The organism is Paenibacillus sp. OAE614 (assembly GCF_040546645.1).
GTDB classification, from domain to species: domain Bacteria; phylum Bacillota; class Bacilli; order Paenibacillales; family Paenibacillaceae; genus Paenibacillus_AQ; species Paenibacillus_AQ favisporus.
In genome coordinates this window covers 1,754,802-1,769,677 of sequence record NZ_JBEPOD010000001.1, presented here as the reverse complement: position 1 = coordinate 1,769,677, position 14,876 = coordinate 1,754,802, and the positions used below count along the sequence as shown (strand labels likewise).

At 55.4% G+C, this 14,876-nt stretch carries 15 protein-coding genes; 3 read left to right on the top strand and 12 right to left on the bottom strand.

Translation table 11 applies throughout. The annotated features are described in order from the left end of the window. Nucleotides 1-101 precede the first annotated feature (101 nt). The 7 genes from ABIE48_RS08435 to ABIE48_RS08405 all read right to left on the bottom strand — a co-directional run bounded on the left by ABIE48_RS08435 (nucleotide 102) and on the right by ABIE48_RS08405 (nucleotide 6,391). Nucleotides 102-1,019 (bottom strand): EamA family transporter, encoded by a 918-nt coding sequence (locus tag ABIE48_RS08435; RefSeq protein WP_145022060.1) that lies wholly within the window; start codon nucleotides 1,017-1,019, stop codon nucleotides 102-104. A gap of 333 nt (nucleotides 1,020-1,352) precedes the next feature. Beyond that, nucleotides 1,353-2,303 (bottom strand): GNAT family N-acetyltransferase, encoded by a 951-nt coding sequence (locus ABIE48_RS08430; RefSeq protein WP_192714776.1) that lies wholly within the window; start codon nucleotides 2,301-2,303, stop codon nucleotides 1,353-1,355. A 203-nt stretch (nucleotides 2,304-2,506) separates the two neighbouring features. Beyond that, nucleotides 2,507-2,980 (bottom strand): DinB family protein, encoded by a 474-nt coding sequence (locus tag ABIE48_RS08425; protein ID WP_192714777.1) that lies wholly within the window; start codon nucleotides 2,978-2,980, stop codon nucleotides 2,507-2,509. Between the two features lie 105 nt (nucleotides 2,981-3,085). Next, nucleotides 3,086-3,832 carry a GNAT family N-acetyltransferase gene (locus tag ABIE48_RS08420; RefSeq protein ID WP_186325908.1) on the bottom strand — a complete coding sequence of 249 codons (747 nt, stop codon included), beginning with the start codon at nucleotides 3,830-3,832 and terminating at the stop codon, nucleotides 3,086-3,088. Between the two features lie 55 nt (nucleotides 3,833-3,887). Continuing rightward, nucleotides 3,888-4,634 carry a nucleotidyltransferase family protein gene (locus tag ABIE48_RS08415; protein ID WP_192714778.1) on the bottom strand — a complete coding sequence of 249 codons (747 nt, stop codon included), beginning with the start codon at nucleotides 4,632-4,634 and terminating at the stop codon, nucleotides 3,888-3,890. Between the two features lie 60 nt (nucleotides 4,635-4,694). Further along, nucleotides 4,695-5,507, bottom strand: a complete 813-nt coding sequence (locus tag ABIE48_RS08410; RefSeq protein ID WP_192714779.1) for an ABC transporter permease subunit — start codon at nucleotides 5,505-5,507, stop codon at nucleotides 4,695-4,697. Continuing rightward, a complete protein-coding gene (locus tag ABIE48_RS08405) occupies nucleotides 5,504-6,391 on the bottom strand; it encodes an ABC transporter ATP-binding protein (protein ID WP_192714780.1) in 888 nt (295 codons plus the stop codon). Before ABIE48_RS08405 ends, ABIE48_RS08410 begins: the two co-directional genes overlap by 4 nt. Before the next feature lie 219 nt (nucleotides 6,392-6,610). Between ABIE48_RS08405 and ABIE48_RS08400 the strand changes: the two genes are divergently transcribed. Both ABIE48_RS08400 and ABIE48_RS08395 read left to right on the top strand, forming a co-directional pair. Then, nucleotides 6,611-7,213, top strand: a complete 603-nt coding sequence (locus ABIE48_RS08400) for a TetR/AcrR family transcriptional regulator (protein WP_192714781.1) — start codon at nucleotides 6,611-6,613, stop codon at nucleotides 7,211-7,213. Nucleotides 7,214-7,328: 115 nt separating this feature from the next. Next, entirely contained in the window at nucleotides 7,329-9,377 is a 2,049-nt protein-coding gene (locus tag ABIE48_RS08395; protein ID WP_354518694.1) for an LTA synthase family protein, read from the top strand. Here ABIE48_RS08395 and ABIE48_RS08390 read toward each other — a convergent pair. Beyond that, nucleotides 9,307-9,954: a CBS domain-containing protein gene (locus ABIE48_RS08390; protein ID WP_145022077.1), complete on the bottom strand. Its 648-nt coding sequence runs from the start codon at nucleotides 9,952-9,954 to the stop codon at nucleotides 9,307-9,309. The genes ABIE48_RS08395 and ABIE48_RS08390 overlap by 71 nt on opposite strands. 166 nt (nucleotides 9,955-10,120) lie before the next feature. Between ABIE48_RS08390 and fsa the strand changes: the two genes are divergently transcribed. Continuing rightward, the gene (fsa, locus tag ABIE48_RS08385; protein WP_076168422.1) at nucleotides 10,121-10,795 is read left to right on the top strand and encodes a fructose-6-phosphate aldolase; all 675 of its coding nucleotides are present in this window, start codon (nucleotides 10,121-10,123) and stop codon (nucleotides 10,793-10,795) included. Nucleotides 10,796-11,004: 209 nt separating this feature from the next. Here the strand turns inward: fsa and ABIE48_RS08380 are convergent, their stop codons facing one another. The 4 genes from ABIE48_RS08380 to ABIE48_RS08365 all read right to left on the bottom strand — a co-directional run bounded on the left by ABIE48_RS08380 (nucleotide 11,005) and on the right by ABIE48_RS08365 (nucleotide 14,850). Then, complete coding sequence (locus tag ABIE48_RS08380) at nucleotides 11,005-11,784, bottom strand: DeoR/GlpR family DNA-binding transcription regulator (RefSeq protein ID WP_145022079.1); 780 nt, start codon at nucleotides 11,782-11,784, stop codon at nucleotides 11,005-11,007. 105 nt (nucleotides 11,785-11,889) lie between these two features. Continuing rightward, nucleotides 11,890-12,621 carry a LutC/YkgG family protein gene (locus ABIE48_RS08375; RefSeq protein WP_192714782.1) on the bottom strand — a complete coding sequence of 244 codons (732 nt, stop codon included), beginning with the start codon at nucleotides 12,619-12,621 and terminating at the stop codon, nucleotides 11,890-11,892. After that, entirely contained in the window at nucleotides 12,618-14,123 is a 1,506-nt protein-coding gene (locus ABIE48_RS08370) for a LutB/LldF family L-lactate oxidation iron-sulfur protein (protein ID WP_192714783.1), read from the bottom strand. Before ABIE48_RS08370 ends, ABIE48_RS08375 begins: the two co-directional genes overlap by 4 nt. After that, nucleotides 14,101-14,850 carry a (Fe-S)-binding protein gene (locus tag ABIE48_RS08365; RefSeq protein WP_076168430.1) on the bottom strand — a complete coding sequence of 250 codons (750 nt, stop codon included), beginning with the start codon at nucleotides 14,848-14,850 and terminating at the stop codon, nucleotides 14,101-14,103. Before ABIE48_RS08365 ends, ABIE48_RS08370 begins: the two co-directional genes overlap by 23 nt. Nucleotides 14,851-14,876 lie beyond the last annotated feature (26 nt).

Sequence of the window (14,876 nt, the reverse complement as noted above, 5' to 3'; positions counted from 1 at the left end):
AAAACAGCCTGCGGCTACGCGCCGAGGCTAAAATAAGAAGAGATGTCTACATGTTTACATTACCCTGTACCGTAATGCTTAATCTCGAGCCCGTCAAAAAGCTAAAGATGTGCGGCGCTTTCCGGTCGTTCATATATCGGCGGGCTTTGCTTCCTTGAAAAGCGGATTTGCGGGATGGCGATGCCGATGAAAATAAGTACAATTCCGAGCCACTGCAGACTGCTCACATGCTCGTGAACCAGCAGGACGGAAGCGACGACCGCCGCAGGCAATTCCGCAGCTCCCAGGATCGCCCCCGTGCCGGAGCCCACCTTCGGCATACCGATCGCGAAAAAGAGCACCGGGATCAAGATGCCTAGAATGCCAAGAATCAGACCGTATTTCCATAACCCGGCCACCAAAGCCCCATCCCACAAAAAAGCGGGAGAGAAGACGGACAATACGATGACGCCCGAGCCCGTGGTCATGAAGAAGCTTCTATTAAAGGCAGGAACCGTCGTTCCGACGCGTCCGCTGACAAACATATATAGCGCAAACGTAAAAGCGGACAGCAGACCGTATACGACGCCTCTTGTGTCCAGCGGTCCGGTACTTTCGCCGATGACGCCTCCAGCGAGCAGGGTCCCCAGGATCAAAATCACGATCGAAATGATTTTGCTGCGGCTTGGAATGCGACGATCCGCGGCGGCTTCCATTAATACGCCGATCCATGTGAACTGGAACAGCAGCACAACGGCAATCGAAGCGGGCAGCCGCTCAACGGCCTTGCCGTAAAAAACCGACGTGCCGCTCATGGTAATTCCCACCGCCAGCAATAAGAGCCACTGCTTCGGTGCAATCTTTTTCCGGGAAAAAATAAGCATCAGCACCAGCAGCAATGACCAACCGAAAATATATTGGCCACCAAGCATTTGGCTGACTGTGAAACCTTCCTTCATGCCGACCTTCATAATGGAGGAAAGCACGCCGTAGCTGCATGCACCGATCAGTATGAGCAGCGAGTATTTGAGCTTGTTCAAATGGATAACCTCCTGATGCCAGTACCCGCGCAACAACCAAAAGCCCCCTGTCGGTTAGGACAGGGGGCGAACGAAACCGATGACACTACGAAGTCTTCGTTAAAATTTCGCCACTCGCGAACGAATCGGAGTTTAAAAGCGGATGCTGCACGAACTTGATTGAAATGTTGAAATGAACCTTTCGAAAAGAAATTCTAAATCATTATGCTGTGAGCGTCAATGAGTTACGGTAGCAGGATAAAGCAGATGGCCCGATCAAGTTTTGGAAAATATGCCGGACGCTTCTTCCCAGTTCCCCACGCTTTGCTTCCGGATGCACTGGTTGCGGCCCACTCAGCCATACATGGTCATGGTCGATATAAACAGAGGACCAGGCATAAAGCCAAGTTGAAAGCACAAGGACTCATGCGGATGTCCATGTATGGCACGAATCCGCAGCAGCGGCAGCCCCAGTTTTTTTAACATCGTCAGCGCTTTTTGCACCATCTGGGTCGCCAGCCCACGGCCTCTGTAAGCCTTCATGACGGTGAGCACCTGAATCGTGGGACAGCCCGCCAGCATCCCAATGATACAGACCCCGATCAATGCGCGGGTCGACGTATCATACAACAGGCTTGAAGCCAGCGTTGTCTCCTCTGTCATATGCGCAGCATCGAGCCTGAGCATGGACAGCACGTCAGCAAATGAAGCGTCCTCCAGCTTGCTTCCCTCTTCATGCCATGCATGCTTGAACAAAAACAATCCGATCTCCCGTTCAAGCACGAGCCTCTGTTCTCCGCCCTCATGTTGGATTTCTACGGATTGAAAAGCTGATCCGCCGTTTCCGTGGGAATCATATTCGGCCGTTGGCCGCTGCATCCAGCGATGCCTATGGGGTGCCGGGAAAAAGCCTGCTCGCATATAGGCATCTTCCTGATCCGCAAAGACTTCATAGGCGTGGATCGTACGCGTTCCCCCTCCTGCTTCCGTCTCCCGGATCGCCTCGACGACAGCAATGATTAATCGGTTATCCACCTGATGGGGAGGAATCGTGAACAAATCCCGGATCGCACTGCCCGAAAGAGCAGCACCGCCGATCACCTTTCCGTTTTTTTTCAACCAATAAGGCATGAAGCCCGCAGGCAGAAATGAATCGGTATGAAGCGGCAGCTTGATCCCTGCAGCCATCTGTTTATCATAAATGCGCAGGTACCACTCCCATTCTGCCGGCTCGGCTTCGCTAATGCTTACGGATTCAGGGGTCCCCCCATGTGGGCTTGCTTCCAGCCGGTCCTCTCTGTTCATGCCAGACCTCCTTGGGCTCAGACAGATAGATTTTCTATTAGTCTACGGTCCGGCCATCCGATTTCATGCCAGATAAGCCCCGGAGAAATTCCCCGGAGCTTAAACGTTACTCAATGCTGTATTTTTAGACCTTCTGATATTATAAAAAAGACCGCCCGAAGTAATTTTTACCTCGTTACGGTCCTCTTGTTAGGAGAGCTGTTCTATTTGTGCCCGTTTGCTATGTAATTGTGGATCTGATTCATATGATGGCGGTCATGCCAGTAAAAATCGGCCAGATACTCGTTTACGGACAGCTTGCCGCTTCCGGTACTGTATTCGGAGGCATACTCATCTACCGGTATCCGCTTCAGCTCTCCGATGATCTGCTCCCGCCAGTGCACCGTCTGATCGATCAGTTCCTGGCGCCCTTGGCTGCGCGCATACGCGGCCGCTTTCCGGTTGAATTCGTCAAGCTCCACCTTTGGCATATCCATCGGTTCTTTGGCCGCCATCGGCCGGATCGCATGCTCCAGGAAATGCTTGTCCCACAGCATAATGTGCCCGATGATTTCCTGCGGCGACCACTTGCCTTCGGCAATCGCTCCCGTCCACTGATCTTTCGGAATATCCGCCAGTGCCTTCACCCCATCGATCAGTTCGCACATCGGCGCAAGTTTCTCCGGTATGTCGTTCATCCTCATCTCTCCCAATCCAAGTCAATCTGTCATGGCGCTGGCCATGCCACTCTATGATACCTGGGAATGGCATCTGAGACAAGAACAAACATTCGCCTAATTCCATTATTTAAGCACTCTGTACCAATAAGAGTAAACATGGCGATAACCAAGCTTGTCGTATAACCGGCATGCCGCCTCATTGGCCTGAACGACCTGAAGAAACGACGAATGTGCGCCCTGCTCCCGGCCCCATGCCAACATGCGCTGGATCAGCTTGAATCCAAATCCCCGCTCCCGGAAATCAGGATGTGTCACGATATCGTACAGGCCCAGCCATCCCTCCTGAATGACGCCGAGTCCGGCGGCTACCGTCTCACTCCCTTGCTGTAACAGGAAAAATCCCTGCTTGAGCGGAGTCGAGGCCAGCGTGTGCGCCAGGACCGATTGTCCGTGGCCCGGTATTTCGTTCATGAGGGACATCTGCTCGAGCCAGCCGGTATCCAGCCGGTCCCTGAACACGACATGAAGCCCCGGGTCAGCCGCCGGCGCCGTTTCTCGCTGAAGATCCAGAATCCGCACGCTGGATAGGTCCACCTGAATATACCCCCGCCCGGCGAGACGTTCATCTAGATCGGACGGCATAACATAAGGAGTCATCTTGAAAATGACCGGCTGAGAGGCATCCCGGTAAAACCGTTCGGCGGCGGCGATGCTGCCTTCCACGTCGCAGCCCGGGTCCAGGTAAATCGGACTGACCGAGTTCGCCCGCTTCGTGTATCCGTCCGCATAGCGGACCAGCCAACCGTTCATCTGAGCGGAATACTTGGCCGGCCACGTGTTGATCGTGATTTCCTCCAAAAACTTATACATGTATATCGCTCCTTCAGCACCATACGGATAAATATACATGTAAACTCATAAATATTCAATTCCCAAACAAAACTGCATAGTTCTCCGTCACCTCTCGGTAAGCCTCCGGCGTCCCGATGTCATAACTCGTTCCCCGTGCCCGGTATGCGGCCATCTCCTTGCGCTGGCACAGCCATTCAGGGAAATATCCCGGGGCATCCGGCTGATTCCCTTCATTCAGATATTCGCCGATGAGAGGCAGCGTGTCTTTGCGGTAAATGTACACGGCGAGCACGCCGAGATTTGTCCGGGGATTTGTCGGCTTTTCCTCGAAAGACAGGACGGTGTCCCCCTCATCAAGCTGGACGACGCCGATCCGCTGCAAGTCCTCCTTACGCTCCATCGGCTGAACGAGGATGCAGTCGCGCTGCCGTTTGTGATAAAAGTCGACATACTCCTGCAGTTCGAACGTAAACACGTTGTCCCCTGCCATGACCAGAAGGTCTTCTTCCATTCCCATTTCCTTCACGGCAAACGCCATGTCGCCGACCGCTCCGAGCCGGTTCCCTTCATGTGTGGAACCATCGTCTAGTACGCGCACCGGTACGCTACATTCGCGCGACTCGGCCCATGCCCGAAATGCGGAGGCAAACCTGTGGTTGCTGACCAGTACGATTTCCGAAATGCCGCTGACCCGCTCCACCTTGCGGACGATATGATCGAGGATGGTGCCGGGTCCGAGGGGGAGCAGGGCTTTGGGCACATCCCGCGTCATCGGGTACAGCCTCGTGGCGTAGCCAGCCGCCAATATGAGTGCTTTCATCGTGACCTCCTTGATCGGTCTCCTTGATCGGTATACCTGCTCCCCCTAGTATAGCTTGATTTACAGCGGCAGGCTTCTTTTCCGGAAAATAATCATGCCGGCGGCGAAGGCTGCCGCGCCCAGGCCGGCCAGAACCGCGATGGACACCGGCCAATCCGCCGTTTTGCCGACGATCTCGCCGGGATCAAATAAGGAAAAGACCGAAATATGCCGCATCCAGCTGAGCTGCCCGCTGATTTTGCCGATCAGGTTCAGGCTGAAAAATCCGATGGTGATCACGCCCGAGAGCGTCAGCGCCCGCTTCTCGTCATTGCAGCAGGCGGAAATCAAGTAAGAAATGCCTCCGATGCAGAAGAACAGCAGCAGGGCGCCTGCATTCAGCAGCACAAAGCCGGTACCGTCGAAATCCCCCAGATCCCCGATAAACCAGGCGTACCCGGCAAACCCGGCCAATGTCGTGACCGCGCATATCAGCACCAGTCCGGAGAGAAGCACGGCCGCCTGGGTCAGGGCTACCTTCGTCCGGGTGGTGGGAGCCGACAACAGGTACGCCATGGAGCCCTGGTCGACAAGCTTGGCAATCAGCTGCGTGGAAACCAGAATGCAGAAGATGGACAGAATCAGCAGATACAACAGGCCGTAATACTCGCCGGATATAAACGCGCCGATGCTGCCGAAGCCGTTTTCCAGGCCGAACGCCTTGCCCAAGCCCTCCGGCATCGCATCGATCAGCGAATTCAAACTGCCGCTGTTTTTGGCGATTCCCGGATAAATCCAAAACATCAACAATATATAAAAGGCCGATCCGACGGCATAATTCATGAACATTTTGAGGTTAATCGCAAGCATTTGTCTGTACAGCGGCATATTCATGGCGTTTGACCCTCCCGATCGTAATAATCCATAAAAATGTCCTCCAGATTCTGCGTGAACACATCGATATTGCGGACGTGAAAGCGGGCGGTTTCGCGGATAAACCGGTCCACGTCGCCCTGAACGGCCACCCGCACGCGATTTCCTTCCCGGGAATCGATCTTCAGGCCGCATTTCATGAAATCGTCCAGCTCCTGCTCCGTCTCGAACGTCACTTCGAACAGCTTGCGCTGCATCGACTGGAGCTCATGGATATCCTTGACCGCAATGATCTCGCCGTCCTTGATGATCGCCGCCCTGTCGCAGGTCCGCTCGATTTCCGGAAAATTATGCGAGGACATCAGGAAGGTCGTCCCCCTTGCCTTCTCCTCCAGCACGAGCTCGATGAACACTTTTTGCATGAGCGGATCCAGCCCTGACGTCGGCTCATCCAGGATAATGACCTCCGGCCGGTGCATGAAGGCGGCAACGATCCCGACCTTCTGCTTCATTCCCTTGGACATTTTCCGGATCGGCGTCCGGACGTCAAACTGCAGCCGGCGGATGAGCTCATCGCGCCAAGCCGAATCGACGCCGCCCTGCATGCCTGCCATAAAATCCAGAAACGCCTTGCCGGTCATCCCCTCGATAAACGCGATTTCGCCGGGAAGGTAGCCGATATATTTTTGAAACCGCCCCTGTTCCTTCCACGTGTCGTAGCCGCATACCTTTACGGAGCCTTGATCCGGCTTCAAAAAGCCCATGATATGCCGGATCGTCGTGGATTTGCCGGCTCCATTCGGTCCCAGGAAACCGAACACCTCACCGCGGCGGACCGAAAAGGTGACGTCCCGGATGCCTCTCCCGTTCGGAAAAATCTTGGTTACATGTTCAACGCTCAGCATGCCAGCGCCTCCAATGCGCATTTAAATTTATGAAATATTCTTGTTCCGATATTTCATAATCGGATCATACGCCTGCCGCTTTCCACCGTCAATACATTTTATGAAATATTTTTGTGTTATAATTTCATTAATTAGATCGAACCGGCGAGAGCCGATATTCTTCGTTCATTCGATCAAGCCGATGACCTATTTTAAAATAGTTAGGATGGTTCGTTAGAAATGAATGGATTTGAGAAGCGGGCAGTGCAGATTAAACAAAAGATCAAACAAACGGTATTGGAAATGCTGGGCGAATGGGAACCCCGGCAAATCCGCATTAAGGATATCGCAGCCAAGGCAGAAGTGTCGCAGGTCACCATATACAACTATTTTGGCAGCAAAGAAGCGCTGCTCCGCGAAGTGTTTAAGGAATTTGTCGCCATGCTGATGGAGGAGTATGAGAGCGTGCTGACGGGCGATGCGCCGCTGAAGGAAAAAATCGAATACATTATTTTTCAAAAAAGCCGGTTAAAGCTGCCCTTCACCCCATCCGCGCTCAAGCAGCTGATCGAAGCCGACCCGGAAATCAACCGGTTTATCCAGCAGCAGTATGAGGAACGTGCCATTCCCTTGATCACCAATTTTGTGCAGAAGGGGAAGCAGCGCGGAGAAATTTCAGAGAAAGTGTCCGTCCAAATGGTGCTTCTTTATGTAGGCATGATGACGGAGCAGTACGAAAAAATGCTGGATCTGGTCAATCAGAGTGAGGATCCCGAGGCGTTTACAGAGGATATGATTCATGTGTTCTTTTATGGCATTTGTGGTCCGCAATACCAAAAATGATTAACAGCGCGCCCTTTTTGTGTTAATTTAGTGTTCGCGGTATGTAAAATCGGGTTTAACATGACTATACTTGTAAATACCAACGAACACTGTAATGAAACAGAAAGGAGCAGGTATGATCGACTTCCGTTCCACTTATTCCAGACCGAAGACGCCCTTTATCGCCGTTTTCGTCGTCCTGCTGCTCAAGCTGCTGCTGCTCCGGTACTTTTTCTTCCATGATATTTTGTGGAGCCGGATCACCGCCGACGCGGCTGCGCTGCTGGTGCTGCTGTGCATTATTGAGCTGATAACCCCCGCGAAAGCGAAGGGATGGGTCTATTGGATTTTTAACGCCATTTTCTCGATTCTCATGTTTGCGTCGGCGCTTTATTTTCAGCATTTCAATTCGGTGCCGACCTATACGGCGCTGTCCGAGCTGAAGCAGGTGCTGCAGATCAAGGAAAGCGTTCAGTCAACAATCGAAATGGAGAACTATTTATTTTTTGCCGACGTCGTGATCGTCGCTCTCTTATGGCTGATCGGCCGCTGGGTACCGCTGCGGATTTCGCTGCGCACGCGGCTTCGTAAAATTTGGCCGGCAGCCCTCGGCGTCATCGGCCTGATCGTCTCGGCGCTGTACATTCATGCTGACCGCTCCATCACCAATGAGCTGATGCAGGCGGAGCATCTCGGCTTCCTGGATTACCAGGTTGCCGCCGGGATCCGAGCCAGCGAGGAGAACAGCATGATCGCCTCCGGCAATCTGGACGAGACCGTGCAAAAGGTCGGCCAGGCCGAGCAGTCGTACCCGTACGCAAGTAGGACTGCACAAGACAAGCCGGCGATGTTTGGAGCTGCCAAGGGCAAAAACGTCATCGTCATTCAAATGGAGGCGTTCCAGAACTTCCCCATCCATTTGTCGACGGGCGGCCAGGAGCTCACCCCCGTGCTGAACCAACTGGCTGACGGCGGCCTGTACTTTCCGCATGTCTTCCAGCAGATCGGGCAAGGCAATACGTCGGACGCCGAATTTATGAGCAATACGTCGATCTACCCGACCGGCACCGTTGCGATGTCGAGCGGCTTCGGCGACCGGGAGCTCCCGAGCATGCCACGTCTGCTCGAGCAGCTCGGTTATACGGCCGATACGTTTCACGTTAACGACGTGAAATTCTGGGACCGGGACCAGCTCTACCCGGCGCTGAACTTTACGAATTATTACGACAAAAAGTCGTACAAGAACGATCACTTCAACGATTTTGGCGCTTCGGACGAGGAGCTGTACCGGGTCGGTCTGGACAAGCTGTCCGAGCTGCATGAGCAAGGCAAGCCGTTTTACGCCCAGTTCGTCACGGCTTCCAGCCATTTTCCATTCAAGGTGCCGGAGGACCGCAAAAAAATCAAGGTCCCCGATTCCATCCAGGGAACCCAGTTGGGGGACTACCTGACGGCTGTGAATTACACCGACTATGCAATCGGCACCCTGATCGACGGTCTGAAAGCGAAAGGCATGTGGGACGACACCGTGCTCGTCATTTATGGCGACCATTTCGGGCTACAGCCGCAGGACAACGATCCGGCGGTCATCAAGCAGGCGCTTGGTATCCCTTATGACCAGCGGATTACCCGCTTCAACATCCCGCTGATCATGCATATTCCTGGCAAACAGGGCAAGGTCGTCGACCAGGTCGGCGGTCAGCTCGACATCATGCCGACGCTGGCGAACCTGCTGGGCATTTCGCTCAAGGACAAGCACTTTACCGCATTTGGCCACGACCTGCTCAACATCAACAAGAACGTCGTCGGTATGCGGTATTATCTGCCGACAGGCTCCTTCTTCAACAATGATATTTTGTTTGTGCCGGGCAAAGGCTTTGAGGATGGCACCGCCATCTCCCTGAAGACGATGCTGCCTGTCACCGACTTCTCGAAATACCGGAAGGATTACGACTATATTTTGAACCTGATGAAGCTGTCGGACGAATACGTAAGGCTGCTTCCAAGACGGGTAACGGCCAATGGCAAAAGCCGGCTGCTTCCATTCCATACGGGATGGGAGCAGCCGGCTTTTTTAGTTACTGTGTCTTGTAGTAGTATGTTCAAGAGAATCTTTAATTCGGGGCCGGCGAACCGCCTTTACCCGCGAGACCGATCAATACGCGTAAAATATCCGTTTTGGTGACCCGGCCGACCATCATGCTGTCTCCCACGCCGGAAACGACCGGCAGGCAGTTCACCTGATGCTTCACCAGCTTGTCAGCCGCATCCAGCACGGTCTCCTCAGGCGTCAGGGCCGCCATGTGTGCCCGGCGGGTCATCGCCAAACCGACGGGAATTGTGCTCAAATCCGCATGCCCCATCGTCAGCTTCAGCACGTCCTTGCGGGAGACAACCCCTTTCAGCTCACCTGACTCTCCGGTCACCATCAGCGTGCCCGTATTCTCGCACAGCAGCTGCACTACGGCATCGTAGGCCGTCGCATGCTCGGAGATGGTCACGGGAGTGCTGTATATATCCTTCACGTATATTTGCTGCAATCTTTGTTCAAACTCACCTTGGGAGCTTGGCGTATCGCCGGGAAAATACCCCACCTTCGGCTTAGCGCTGATCAAGCCCAGCATCGTGAGCAGGGACAGGTCCGCGCGCAGGGTCGGGCGGCTGAGGCCGATCATCTCAGCGATCTGATCGCCTGTAACGGGCGCATGCTCCCGCACAAGTTCCACGATATCCAGCTGTCTCGGAGTTAGTTGAATGGGAATCCTCTCCTTTGAGAAAAATCACCTGAAGCTGCAATTTCATTGTTATATCACTGGCAGCATGGTTTAAATAATTATTGTGTCATAAATCAGTTATGATACACACTATTATAAATTTTATTTTAACCGATAGCCATATCTTTTCATAACCGAAGGAGGAATCAGTGATATGAAGTTTTTCCTGGATACGGGCAACATCGACGAAATCAAACGGATCTCCCGCCTGGGACTGGTGGACGGGGTAACGACCAACCCTTCCCTGATCGCCAAAGAAGGCCGGGATTTCAAAGAGGTCATTCAGGAGATTTGCAGCATCGTCTCCGGCCCGGTCAGCGCCGAAGTCATCGGCACCAAAGCCGAAGACATGCTGAAGGAAGCGTACGAGATTGCCGAATGGGCACCAAACGTCGTCATCAAGGTGCCGATGACCGAAGACGGCTTGTATGCATGTCATGAGCTGACCAAAAAGGGCATTAAAACGAATGTGACGCTGATCTTTTCCGCCGCACAGGGCCTGATGGCCGCCAAGGCCGGGGCTACGTACGTCAGCCCGTTCGTCGGACGCCTGGACGATATCGGGGTCGAGGGCATGAAGCTGATTCGCGAACTGAAGCAAATCCTCGAAAACTACGGCATGACGTCCGAAATCATCGCGGCCAGCATCCGCAACATTAAGCATGTGGAGGACGCGGCCATCGCCGGCGCCCACATCGCGACCATTCCGGGCTCGCTGCTGCCGTCCCTGTGGAAGCATCCGCTGACCGACAGCGGGATCGAGCGTTTCTTGGCCGACTGGGAGAAAGTGCCTCAAGCGGCCAAAAGCCAGGCGAAGGCCGGCGAGTAACGTTCGAACAGCACACTTATAAAAGCAGCCCGGCTGGGAGTTTCCCGGCAGGGCTGCTTTTATAAGTAGGAGTCTTATGAGTTTTTCGCCGCCATTATCTCAGCTGCTTCTTATTTCTTTATCAAAATCAAACCCTCCCACAATCGCTGGAAGCCAGCACTGCGGGAGGGTTCTTACTGCTCCTATTGGTGATCGGGCGGTGGTACGGACTATCCTGCAGCGCTACCTGTCCCCGCAATGATCAGCTCGATCGATTTCTCCCGGAGCAGCGATGCGTCCATCTCCTCAACATGACCGTCGGTGATCAGCACGTCCACCTCGGCCCAATCGGCCAGATGGGTGAACGCCTGCACGCCGATTTTGCTCGCGTCGGCCAGGATGTACACAGTCTTCGCCTGCCGGATCATCCGGTGCTTGACCATCGCCTGCAGCTCGTTGGATTCGCTGATTCCGCGGTCCAAGTGCACGCCTTTGCAGGAAATAAACGCCTTATCCACATAATAGGATTCCAGGCCGCGTTCGGCGAGCGGGCCGACGTAAGACAAGGAATGGGCTGCCAGCATGCCGCCCGTCGAAATGACCTCGATCTTCTCTTTGGAGGACAGCTCCAGGGCAACCTTGATGGAATTGGTAACCACGGTCAAAGGAATGTCCGGCAGGATCGAAGCCATATACCACGCCGTCGAGCTGGCATCCAGGGCGATGCGGTCCCGCGGCTCGATCCGCCGCACCGCCTCTTCGGCAATCCGCCTCTTCTCGTCCTGATGGATGACCTCCCGCTCGAAATACGGGGTCTCCGCCTGGGTCTCTTTGACGCTAACGGCGCCGCCATGGCTCCGCCGCAGCTTGCCCTGCTGCTCCAGCCGGTCCAGGTCGCGGCGGATCGTCTCTTCGGTCACGCCGCACAGCTCGCTCAGCTCCGACACCCGGATGCTGCCGCGCTCATTGACCAGCCGCACGATGGTATCATAACGTTCCGCAACTAACATAGCTTCCCTCTTTCGTTCTATCGTACACCCATTATATAGATTTGCCCGTTCCCGGACAACGTGTTATCCCCATGCCCCTTTCAGCGGGGACACTCCCGAATCGGCTTATCCGACAATCAAAGCGTAGGCGATCCCCGGCCCGTGAACGCCGATGGTCAGGTCGTTCTCGATGTCCGAGGAGCGGCTCGGCCCCGAGATAAAGTGCACCCCAGCCGGCAGCCCCTCCCCGGCGCTGCGGGACAGGCGGCCCATGATCTCGCCGAGCCGCGTCTTCATGCGCTCCGCCGGGACGATGGCGATCAGCAGATTAGGCAGGAGGGACACCGACCGTCCCTTCTCCGCCGATGATGTGACCACGAGCGAGCCGGTATACGCCACCGCGTCATCAACAAGCACGATCCCGGCATCCGTATAGGCCGCAGCGGCCAGGGAGGCGTCCGGATCCTGCCCGTTCCACACCCGGTGCGCAAGCTCCGGCAAATGCTGTTCCAGCCGGAGTCCGGCCAGCTCCGGAAGGTCCTGGCGGATCGTTGACTGTGCCCCGTGCTCCTGCAGGGTGCGGGTCACGACGCCGGACAGCTCCTCCCAGCCGGCCACCCGCTCGGTATGGCCGCCGGCGGCACGCCAGTTCCCCATAAAGCGCTCGATCCGCTCTTCATGCGTCAGCTCGTAGCGGTTCCAAAAATCCGGTGCGCCACGATATGGATGCTCCGGCTTGCGGGATTCAGAAGACCCCCCACGACCGAGACGGCTGGCGATATGGCCGATGAACCGCTTCTGCTGCTCCCGGGATTGCTGCTCCATTTTCTCCAAAAATGACGGATCGGATGTGCTCATCGCTTCATCCCCCTTTCCTTCCGGCCGGCGACGATTCTCTCCATGCGGGACTTCATCGCTTCCGGCATCGGCGGAAGGCTGGCCCCGACCTCGGCGTCCAGCTGCGGCCAGCGTTCCCTGAACGATTTATTAGGCAGCGCAGGAATGTGCCTGTACGCCGTCCAGCCCTTGAGCGGGCCAAATTGGGAACGGATATATCCGTCCCGGACCAGCAGCTTCTGGCCCGTCTGCCCGAGCTTCACCGCCTGCTTAAAGCGGCCCGAGCTTTTCATCAGCATCTTGAAGCCTTTCATCGCCAGCTTTTCGCCGGCTGCGGTATAACCCCTCTCGACCTTCCGGTTGCGCAAATAGACAAGCATATCATGCAGCGGAATTTTGACCGGACAGGCTTCATAGCAGGCGCCGCATAGACTGGAGGCGTTAGCGATGTCCTGCCACTCCTCGGTATTCTTGTTCAGCGCCGGCGTCAGTACCGCTCCGATCGGCCCGCTGTACGTTCCAGGGTACGAATGCCCCCCGATATGGCGGTACACCGGGCAGGCGTTCAGGCATGCCCCGCACCGGATGCAGTTCAAGAGCTCCTGGAAATCCGGATCCCCGAGCTGCAGCGAGCGGCCGTTGTCGACGATGATGATATGCATTTCCTCCGGGCCGTCTCCATCCACTGTCCGGCGCGGCCCCGTGATGCCCGACATGTACACGGTCAGCTTCTGTCCGGTCGCCGAGCGCGGCAGAAGCGTCGCCATCACTTCGAGGTCATCCCAGGTCGGAATAAGCCGCTCCATCCCCATCAACGTAATTTGCGTTTTCGGGACCGTGCTCACCATGCGGGCGTTACCTTCGTTTTCAAAAATGACGATCGATCCGCTCTCGGCAATGCCGAAGTTGGCCCCGGTTAACCCGATGTCGGCTTCCAGAAACTTGTCGCGGAGCTTCCGCCGCGCAAATCCAGCCAAAATTTTCGTGTCCGGTGCCAGCGTTTCTCCCGCTTCCTTCGACAGCAGTTCGGCGATTTGATACCGGTTTTTGTGAATGGCCGGGATAATGATATGGGAAGGCGGTTCATTCGCCAGCTGGATGATGTACTCGCCCAGGTCGCTTTCGATGGATTCGATACCGATGCCCTCAAACGCTTCATTGATATGCACTTCCTCGGACACCATCGATTTGGACTTGACGACCGACTTGGCCTGCTTATGCTTGGCAATCTCTACCGCGGTTCGGGCGGCGTCCTTTGCTTCGGGAGCAAAATGCACATGCACGCCCTGCTCCCTGGCATTATTCACAAACTGGTTCAAATAGTAGTCGAGGTGGGCGATCGTATGGGCCCGGATCTGCCGCCCCCGCTCCCTCCATTCCTCCCAGTTGCCGTGTTCCGCCGTCGCCGCCTTCTTGCCGTTTTTCAGCTTTTCGGTCGTAAACTTGACGGCGTTAACGAGAAATTCGTCCTTCAGGGCGGTCTCCGCCCGCTCTTTTACGCTAGACCCCTGCGGTTTGCTCACGGTGCTTCACTCCCTCATACAGCAGTTCCGCCAGATGCATGACCCGGACCGGCTTGCCCTGATAATGCAGATTGCCGCCGATGTTCAGCAGGCAGCCCATGTCCAGCCCGACCAGCACCTCGGCCTCCGTCTCCAGCACGTGCTGGGTTTTCTCTTCAACCATAGCGCCCGAGATGTCGCTCATCTTGATGGCGAACGTCCCGCCGAAGCCGCAGCAGTCTTCCGCATAAGGCAGCGGAATCAGCTCCATGCCCTGGACGCTGGCCATCAGCTGCATCGGTTCGTCTTTGATGCCGAGCAGCCGGGAACCGTGGCAGGACGGGTGATAAGTGACTCTATGGGGAAAAACGGCCCCCACATCCGTCACGCCCAGCACCTGAACGAGAAATTGGGTGAACTCGTACGTCTTCTCCTTCAGCGCCAGCGCTTTCTCCTGAAGCTGAGGCTCATGTTCAAACAGCTTGGGGTAATAATGATGGATCATACCGGTGCAGGAGCCCGAAGGGGCGATCACAAAATCGCTGTCGTCAAACGCTTCCAAAATCGTCCGCGCCGAAGCTCTGGCTTCATCCCAATAGCCGCTGTTAAAGGCCGGCTGGCCGCAGCAGGTCTGCACCTGCGGAAAATCGAGCCGGACGCCGTACCGCGCCAGCAGGCGGGCCATCGCTTCGCCGATGGGCGGAAACAGCGCGTCGCTGATGCAGGTAATGAATAGCGAAACCTTCACGGTGTAATACCTCCTTTGCGGTTAAC